6 protein-coding genes are annotated in these 9,091 nt (G+C 32.4%); 4 read left to right on the top strand and 2 right to left on the bottom strand.

Translation table 11 applies throughout. From position 1 onward, the window contains the following. Nucleotides 1-67: 67 nt before the first annotated feature. Nucleotides 68-1,690, top strand: coding sequence for an adenine deaminase (gene ade / locus ACSHW5_RS12310; RefSeq protein ID WP_435676440.1), 1,623 nt, complete (start codon nt 68-70; stop codon nt 1,688-1,690). Between the two features lie 84 nt (nt 1,691-1,774). On the opposite strand, the gene ACSHW5_RS12315 is transcribed toward ade, so the two are convergent. After that, nucleotides 1,775-2,278, bottom strand: a complete 504-nt coding sequence (locus tag ACSHW5_RS12315) for a GNAT family N-acetyltransferase (protein ID WP_435676441.1) — start codon at nt 2,276-2,278, stop codon at nt 1,775-1,777. A gap of 59 nt (nt 2,279-2,337) precedes the next feature. Between ACSHW5_RS12315 and ACSHW5_RS12320 the strand changes: the two genes are divergently transcribed. Continuing rightward, a complete protein-coding gene (locus tag ACSHW5_RS12320) occupies nt 2,338-2,934 on the top strand; it encodes a PhnA domain-containing protein (protein ID WP_435676442.1) in 597 nt (198 codons plus the stop codon). Nucleotides 2,935-3,058: 124 nt separating this feature from the next. Here ACSHW5_RS12320 and ACSHW5_RS12325 read toward each other — a convergent pair whose 3' ends face one another. Next, nucleotides 3,059-3,604: a DUF4136 domain-containing protein gene (locus ACSHW5_RS12325; RefSeq protein WP_435676443.1), complete on the bottom strand. Its 546-nt coding sequence runs from the start codon at nt 3,602-3,604 to the stop codon at nt 3,059-3,061. A gap of 727 nt (nt 3,605-4,331) precedes the next feature. On the opposite strand from ACSHW5_RS12325, the gene ACSHW5_RS12330 reads away from it, so the two are divergent. Both ACSHW5_RS12330 and ACSHW5_RS12335 read left to right on the top strand, forming a co-directional pair. Then, nucleotides 4,332-5,135, top strand: coding sequence for a M15 family metallopeptidase (locus tag ACSHW5_RS12330; protein WP_435676444.1), 804 nt, complete (start codon nt 4,332-4,334; stop codon nt 5,133-5,135). 58 nt (nt 5,136-5,193) lie between these two features. Then, complete coding sequence (locus tag ACSHW5_RS12335; RefSeq protein ID WP_435676445.1) at nt 5,194-8,682, top strand: methylmalonyl-CoA mutase family protein; 3,489 nt, start codon at nt 5,194-5,196, stop codon at nt 8,680-8,682. Nucleotides 8,683-9,091: the final 409 nt, after the last annotated feature.

The raw sequence follows: 9,091 nt of genomic DNA on the forward strand, positions 1-9,091 counted from the left end.
TAAACTTTACAATATGTACAATTTCACACTATTTTCTTTGTAAATTTGTTGTAGAAATAGAAATCAAATGATTGTACAAGGAAACATAGTAGAGATACAAAATAAACGAATTTTTAAGGGTGAAGTTGAGGTTGTAAACGGAAAAATAGTAGCTGTACGTGAAGCAAATCACAACCAAGAGAATTATATTTTACCTGGTTTTATAGATGCTCATATTCATATAGAAAGTTCTATGTTGGTACCTTCTGAGTTTGCAAAAATAGCTGTAAAACATGGTACCGTTGCAACTATTTCCGATCCGCATGAAATTGCCAATGTTTTAGGTGTAAAAGGAGTTGAGTTTATGATTGAAAACGGAAAAAAAGTACCGTTAAAATTCAATTTTGGAGCGCCAAGTTGTGTGCCAGCAACCTCTTTTGAAAGCGCAGGTGCAATTATTAATGCAGATGATATTAAATTGATGATGGAAAATCCGGATATTAAATATCTAGCAGAAATGATGAATTATCCAGGAGTTTTGTTTGATGATGCAGAGGTTTTAAAGAAAATTGAACATGCCAAAATCAATAATAAACCTATTGATGGTCATGCGCCAGGTGTAAGGGGAGATGATGCTACAAAGTATATTGCTGCCGGAATTTCTACAGATCATGAGTGTTTTTCTTATGATGAAGCTTTAGAGAAACTTCAAAAAGGTATGAAAGTAATTATCCGTGAAGGTTCTGCTGCCAAAAATTTTGAAGCTTTAATTAATTTATTGCCAGAACATTTCCAGAATATGATGTTTTGTTCCGATGATAAACACCCAGATGATTTGTTGTTAGGTCATATTAATCAATTGTGTGAACGCGCGGTTGCTAAAGGAATTGATGTGTTTAAAGTTTTGCAAGCTGCTTGCGTAAATCCTGTAAAACATTATAATTTAGATGTTGGTTTGCTACAAAAAGGAGATGATGCCGATTTTATTTTAGTGAAAGATTTAAAGAAATTTAAAGTACTAGAAACGTATATTAATGGTGAATTGGTTGCTAAAAACGGCAAATCTTTTGTAAAATCTGTTCCTTTTGAAGTGTTGAATAATTTTAATACCGATAAAAAAGAAGTTTCAGATTTTAAATTTGAATCATCCTCAGATAAAATTAGAGTTATTGAAGCTTTAGAGGGCGAATTGGTAACCAATCAAATAGAAGCAGACTCTTTAATTGTAGATGGAAATTTAGTTTCAAATACAACAACAGATGTTTTAAAAATGACGGTTGTAAATCGTTATAAAAATGATGCACCAGCAATTGCGTTTATCAAAAACTTTGGATTAAAAGAAGGTGCAATTGCCAGTTCTGTTGGACACGATTCTCATAATATTATTGCGGTTGGAGTTTCTGATGAAGCAATTTGCAAAGCCGTAAATTTAATTATAGAAAATAGCGGAGGAGTTTGTGCTGTAAATGCAGCTAAAGAAAAAATAGTTTCTTTACCAGTTGCCGGAATTATGTCTGATAAACCCGCAGAGGTAATTGGTAAAGCCTATGCAGAATTAGATGAAATGGCAAAACAAATGGGCAGTACATTACGCGCGCCTTATATGAGTTTGTCTTTTATGGCTTTGTTGGTAATTCCTGCTTTAAAATTGTCTGACAAAGGGTTGTTTGATGGAACTTCTTTTAAGTTTACGTCACTTGAAATAAATTAATTGTTTGAGCTCTTTTTTATTCCCTTTTTAGGGATGTAAAAAGCGAGTAGTGAAAGCAGGGAATAGCTTCTAATAAAGAGAATATTAAAACGCATACTCAAAAACAGCATCTTCTTCATTGTCAAAAATAACTTGATAACCAACAAACTTAAAATCTAATTTTCTTAGTAGTTTTTGAGAATTTTCATTTTTAGGGTTTGTAAAAGCGAATACTTTTTTTTGCTTAAACTTCTTGCGAACATATTCAATAATTAGTTTTGTGGCTTCCGCAGCATATCCTTTATTTCTTCCTTTTGGTAAAAATCCGTAACCAATATCTACAAATTCTAATTTCTCTCGGTGTAAAGCTGTAGAAACACCAATAGCCTCATTTGTTTCTTTTAAAATAACGGTAAAAAAACCCAAACCACCAAGTTTTGCATTTTCAATTTGCATCTTTTCTAAATACCTAGCAGTTTCATCAACAGATTTTAAATTTTTATCCGAAATAAAACGTATCCAATCAGGATCATTAAAGAGTTTAAAATAAAATGAAGCATCACTTATCTTAATATCTCTAATTATTAGTCTTTTGCTTTCTAATTTCATGCCTTAAAAATAATGAGTTTTATTTTAAAGATGTACTTTTGCAGAATTAAAAATAAATTATGAGTTTAGAACAAGATTTAGAAAAAAGAAGTGGTAAAAAATGCGAATTATGCGCATCAACAACTAATTTATCAATTTATGAAGTAAAACCGAGTTTAACCGGTGGAGGTGGAGTTGATGGAAGTTTATTAGCTTGCGAAACGTGCATAACTCAAATTGAAGATGCAGACCAAACAGATGCTAATCATTGGCGTTGTTTAAATGATTCTATGTGGAGTGAGCACAGAGCTGTAAAAGTAGTTGCCTGGAGAATGTTATCTCGTTTAAGAGCAGAAGGCTGGCCACAAGATTTGTTAGACATGATGTATTTAGAAGATGATGATTTACGTTTTGCTAAAGAATCTGGAGATCATTTAGATGATAGTGAAAAAATTATTCACAGAGATGCAAATGGTGCAATTTTAGAGGCTGGAGATTCTGTTGTGTTAATAAAAGATTTAAAAGTAAAAGGCTCTAGCATGGTTGCAAAACAAGGAACTGCGGTACGTAGAATTTCTTTAGATCATGAAAATGCAAAGTATATTGAAGGTAAAGTTGGACCAACTCAAATTGTAATTATTACGGATTACGTGAAGAAAATGGCAGAAAAAGAGTAATTTTTTACTGTTTATAGATTAGTAATCTGAGGATTATGGTCTTAATTTTTCAATAGTACCTATAAAAAAAAACACTAACAAGAACTGATTCTTAATAGTGTTTTTTTACTTTATGTACGTTTTTTTATTTATTAGCTCCTGGAGGAAATCTAGAAATAATTTCTTTTACAAACTCTTTAATTCTAGCTTCTTTTTTTTCTCTGTTTTGTATTTTTAAAGCACCAGTTCCAATTCCTTGCCACACTAGCTCTTTTTTTTCTTTGTCTATAAAATCGATAAATAAGGTGCCTTCTGTGTATTGAGAAACGTTTACATTATTCATGCCGCCCATCATCCAAGGGTTCCAACCCCAACCAAAACCGTAGCCATAACCAAAATTATTCTGCTGCTGTACGTTTACTTTTTGTCTAGATTTGGTAAAAATGCTTACCAACATATCTGGATTATTAGATTTTGTGAGACCTTGCGCTAGTAATTCTGATTCAATAGCGCGTAAAATTCGTTTTTTATCCAAATCAGAAATTTCAGCTTTGTCTATGCCTGTTTTATAAAAAGCAAAGGTTTTATATTGATTAAAATCTACTTTGGTGTCATAATCTGTGGCAACTTTTATCGAATTACAGGATGCTAAAATTGCTGTAGCAAACAAGAATAAAAATATTTTTTTCATGAGGATAGTTTTTAAGTTATTGAATTTTTAAGCGCATCAAATCCTAAATTTGGTCATGTAACTAGCAAGTCTTTTTTAGCTTTTTAATTTGCAAATTTGACTTCTTTATTTGTTAGCCAACTGCTTCTTTAAATTCCGTTGTTTCCATTCTTAAAAAGGGTTGATTCTAAAGGCTTAGATTCTCTTTTAATAGTATCAAAAAGTATGCCAAATACATTCCTATAAATTTCATGCTAATCAACCCTGTTTTTTTTCATCTGTACGTACTATTTTTTGTTTTTTGAAGCATTATTTATAGTTGAAATAGACAATTTTATTACAGGTAAATAGCCTTAAATTCCTTGAAGAAATTGTATTTCAAATGCCATCTTCTAAGATGTTTCTATAAATGTATTCATTTTTAGTTGATAATTGTTTACTTTTAAATAATGATATTAATTGCTAAATATTTCGTTCCAAAAGGGTTTTTAGGCATGACCTTGTTTCCTTTTATTTTTTTGAAATACAAAGATTTAAAAAATGATGATGTCCTGGTAAATCATGAAAAAATTCACTTAAAACAACAGGCAGAATTGCTATTAATTTTCTTCTATCTTTTTTATGGATTGGAATGGTTTTTTAAGGTTTTAAAATATAAAAATGGATATCTTGCGTATAAAAATTTGAGTTTCGAACGAGAGGCATATCAGCATGAAAAAAATTTTAAATACATTAAAAAAAGAAAATTTTGGGCTTTTCTAAAGTACTTATAAAATTAGTGATTGTTGTTTTTTTCTTAGGATTTTTTAATTGTTCAAAGAAAGAAAAAGCAGTAAAAATAGCCATAAAAACAAGTGAAGTTTTGAAGAAAAAGGACACTGTTTTGCTATTTCCTAAATATCTGAATGAGAACTACGTTTTAGGAAAATTTGATTATACCAAAAATCTAGACTTTGTGCTGGTTCCACAAGAAAACGCATCAAAAAAAATATATGTTCGAAAAGAAGTATTGGCGGCGTTTTTAAAAATGAACAGTGCAGCAAAAGCAGCAGGCGTTTCATTTCAAATTATATCAGGAACTCGAAACTTTGCACATCAAAAACGCATTTGGAATTATAAATGGAATGAAAAATATAAAAACATTGCTCCTTTAGAAAGAGCAAAAAAGATTCTAGAGTTTAGTTCAATGCCGTCTACTTCTAGGCATCATTGGGGAACTGATATTGATATTAACAATCTTAATAATGCTTATTTTAAAACTGGTAAAGGTTTAAAAGAGTATCAATGGCTGTTAAAAAATGCTCATACATTTGGTTTTTATCAAGTGTATACCTCTAAAGAACAAGGAAGAACGGGGTATAATGAAGAAAAATGGCATTGGTCTTATGTACCGCTTTCTTCTTTATACTTAAAGTTTTATAATTCTAAAGTTAATGTAGAGAACATCAATGGATTTGAAGGTTTTTCTTATGCAGAAGAATTACACGTTATTAAAGAATATGTAAACGGTATCAATCCTGAAATCTTAAAAACTAATAGTTTGTTAAAGTAAATTAATATTTTTTATTAATTCCGTAAATTGCAAGCTTAAAATCAAACATTTATTACGAATGAAACAAATTACACCTTATAAACCCACTCATAAAGTACGCATTGTAACCGCCGCTTCACTTTTTGATGGGCATGATGCAGCGATAAATATTATGCGTAGAATTATTCAATCTACAGGGGTTGAAGTCATACATTTAGGTCATGATAGATCTGTAGAAGAAGTAGTAAATTGTGCTATTCAGGAAGATGTAAATGCTATTGCGATGACTTCTTATCAAGGCGGGCACAATGAGTATTTTAAATACATGTATGATTTATTGCAAGAAAAAGGAGCAGGACATATCAAGATATTTGGTGGTGGCGGTGGCGTAATACTTCCTGAAGAAATTAAGGAATTAATGGCGTACGGAATTACAAGAATTTATGCTCCAGATGATGGGCGTTCTCTTGGTTTACAAGGAATGATTAATGATTTAGTGAAAACTTCTGATTTTGCTATTGGAGATCAACTAAATGTTGCTATTGAAAATTTACCAAATAAAGTAGCCGGAGAAATTGCAAGAGTAATTTCTGCAGCAGAAAATTTTCCTGAAGTTGCAAAAGTTGCTTTAGACAAAATTCATATAAAAAATAAAGATTCTAAAACGCCCGTTTTAGGAATTACAGGAACCGGTGGCGCCGGAAAATCTTCTTTAGTGGATGAATTGGTTCGTCGTTTTTTAATTGATTTTCCAGAAAAAACCGTAGGTATTATTTCTGTAGATCCATCAAAAAGAAAAACAGGTGGCGCACTTTTAGGAGATAGAATTAGAATGAATTCTATCAATAATTCTCGTGTTTATATGCGTTCTTTAGCTACTCGTCAATCTAACTTAGCTTTGTCTAAATATGTAAACGAAGCTGTGCAAGTTTTAAAAGCAGCCGAGTTTGATTTAATTATTTTAGAAACTTCGGGAATTGGCCAGTCAGACACAGAAATTATAGAGCATTCAGATGTTTCTTTGTATGTAATGACTCCAGAATTTGGCGCTGCAACACAGTTAGAGAAAATTGATATGCTAGATTATGCAGATTTGGTGGCTATAAATAAATTTGATAAAAGAGGTGCTTTAGATGCTATTAGAGATGTAAAAAAACAATACATGCGCAACAATAATCTATGGGATGTGCATCAAGATGATTTGCCTGTTTATGGTACCATTGCTTCTCAATTTAATGACCCCGGAATGAATACTTTGTATACAAGTATTATGGACAAATTGGTAGAAAAAGCTGGCGTAGATTTAAAAACGAAGATGGAAATTACAAAAAAAATGTCTGAAAAGATCTTTGTAATTCCGCCTGCTAGAGTTCGGTATTTATCAGAAATTTCAGAAAATATTAGAGCTTATGATAAAAAAGTAGATGACCAAGTTGTGGTTGCTCAAAAATTATACGGAATTTATCAAACAATCTTGTCTGTCATTCCGAGTAAAACGAAGCAATCTTATTTAACAAAATTTGGACTTGATAATGATGAGATCCTTAGCGTTGTTCAGAATGACAAAACAAATGTTATTCCAACAAAAGAAGGGACAACTGAAGAGGAATCTCAACTATTTTTCTTAAAATTACTTTTGGCTCAATTCGAAAAAGTAAAATTAAACCTTAATCCATACAATTGGGAAGTTATTTTAAACTGGCAAGAGAAGGTTCAGAAATATAAAAACCCAATTTATACCTTTAAAGTTCGTGATAAAGAAATACATATAGAAACCCATTCAGAATCGCTTTCACATTCTCAAATTCCAAAAGTGGCATTGCCCAAATACCAAGCTTGGGGAGATTTATTGCGTTGGAATTTACAAGAAAATGTTCCTGGAGAATTTCCATTTACGGCTGGTTTATATCCGTTTAAAAGAATAGGAGAAGACCCAACAAGAATGTTTGCTGGTGAAGGCGGACCAGAAAGAACAAATCGTAGATTTCATTATGTAAGTTTAGGAATGGATGCAAAACGCCTTTCTACGGCTTTTGATTCTGTTACTTTGTATGGAAATGATCCTGGACACAGACCAGATATTTATGGGAAAATAGGAAATGCTGGTGTTTCTATTTGTTGTTTAGATGATGCTAAAAAACTCTATGCTGGTTTCGATTTAAGTCATGCTATGACTTCAGTTTCAATGACCATAAATGGACCCGCACCTATGTTGCTAGGTTTTTTTATGAATGCAGCTATAGATCAGAATTGTGAGAAATATATCAAAGAAAATGGACTAGCGCAACAAGTTGAAGCAAAGTTTATAGACGTTTATGATTCTAAAGGATTAGAAAGACCAAAATATCAAGGAAATTTACCCGAAGGGAATGATGGTTTAGGATTGATGCTTTTAGGATTAACGGGAGATTTAGTTTTACCTAAAGATGTTTATCAACAAATAAAAAAGAACACCTTAGCACAAGTTAGAGGAACGGTACAAGCAGATATTTTAAAAGAAGATCAAGCGCAAAATACCTGTATTTTTTCTACGGAATTTGCGTTAAGATTAATGGGTGATGTACAAGAATATTTTATTAAAGAACAAGTTAGGAATTTTTATTCTGTGTCTATTTCTGGGTATCATATTGCAGAGGCTGGTGCAAACCCAATTACGCAATTGGCCTTAACCTTATCTAACGGATTTACTTATGTGGAGTATTATTTAAGCCGTGGAATGGACATCAATAAATTTGGTCCAAATTTATCGTTTTTCTTTTCAAACGGAATTGATCCAGAATATTCTGTAATTGGTAGAGTTGCTCGTAAAATTTGGGCAAAAGCCATGAAAAATAAATACGGCGCAAACCCAAGAGCACAAATGTTAAAATACCATATTCAAACTTCTGGGCGCTCTTTACACGCACAAGAAATTGATTTTAATGATATAAGAACTACACTTCAAGCTTTGTATGCCATTAATGATAATTGTAATTCTTTACATACAAATGCCTATGATGAAGCCATTACAACACCTACGGAAGAATCGGTAAGAAGAGCCATGGCAATTCAATTAATTATCAATAAAGAATTAGGATTAACTAAGAATGAAAACCCAATTCAGGGTGCTTTTATTATTGAAGAATTAACTGATTTGGTAGAAGCTGCGGTTTTAGAAGAATTTGATAGAATTACAGAGCGAGGTGGTGTTTTAGGAGCGATGGAAACCATGTATCAGCGTTCTAAAATTCAGGAAGAGAGTTTGTATTATGAAACCTTGAAGCACAACGGAAAATTTCCAATTATTGGGGTAAATACTTTTTTAAGTTCCAAAGGATCTCCAACGGTTCAGCCTGCGGAAGTAATTAGGGCAACAGAAGAAGAGAAGCAATTTCAAATTCAGACAAAAGAACTTTTGAACAAAGCAAATCCGAAGAAAGTAGAAGCGCAAATTGCAATTTTACAGGAAGCGGCAATTCAGAATGAAAATTTATTTGACAAACTGATGGAAGCAACCAAAGTTTGTTCTTTAGGTCAAATTACAGAAGCCTTGTTTAAAGTTGGCGGACAATATAGACGAAATATGTAAGCAGAGAACCACTTTTCATTTTTTTGAAAAGTGCGTGAATCGCTTATGTCGCTTATGGGCGGTATCTCAGAGAACCACTTTTCATTTTTTTGAAAAGTGTGTGAATCGCTTATGCCGCTTTTGGGCGGTATCTCAGAGAACCACTTTTCATTTTTTGAAAAGTGTGTGAATCGCTTATGCCGCTTTTGGGCGGTATCTCAGAGAACCACTTTTCATTTTTTGAAAAGTGTGTGAATCGCTTATGCCGCTTTTGGGCGGTATCTCAGAGAACCACTTTTCATTTTTTGAAAAGTGTGTGAATCGCTTATGCCGCTTTTGGGCGGTATCTCAGAGAACCACTTTTCATTTTTTGAAAAGTGTGTGAATCGCTTATGCCGCTTTTGGGCGGTATCTCAGAGAACCACTTTTC

It is taken from the genome of Polaribacter sp. (assembly GCF_051251875.1).
Taxonomy (GTDB): Bacteria; Bacteroidota; Bacteroidia; order Flavobacteriales; family Flavobacteriaceae; genus Polaribacter.

Excerpts from the sequence above, each read along its gene's own strand:
- ACSHW5_RS12325 (WP_435676443.1), bottom strand. The coding sequence starts at position 3,604 with ATGAAAAAAATATTTTTATTCTTGTTTGCTACAGCAATTTTAGCATCC.
- ACSHW5_RS12320 (WP_435676442.1), top strand. The coding sequence starts at position 2,338 with ATGAGTTTAGAACAAGATTTAGAAAAAAGAAGTGGTAAAAAATGCGAA.
- ade (WP_435676440.1), top strand. The coding sequence starts at position 68 with ATGATTGTACAAGGAAACATAGTAGAGATACAAAATAAACGAATTTTT.
- ACSHW5_RS12315 (WP_435676441.1), bottom strand. The coding sequence starts at position 2,278 with ATGAAATTAGAAAGCAAAAGACTAATAATTAGAGATATTAAGATAAGT.
- ACSHW5_RS12335 (WP_435676445.1), top strand. The coding sequence starts at position 5,194 with ATGAAACAAATTACACCTTATAAACCCACTCATAAAGTACGCATTGTA.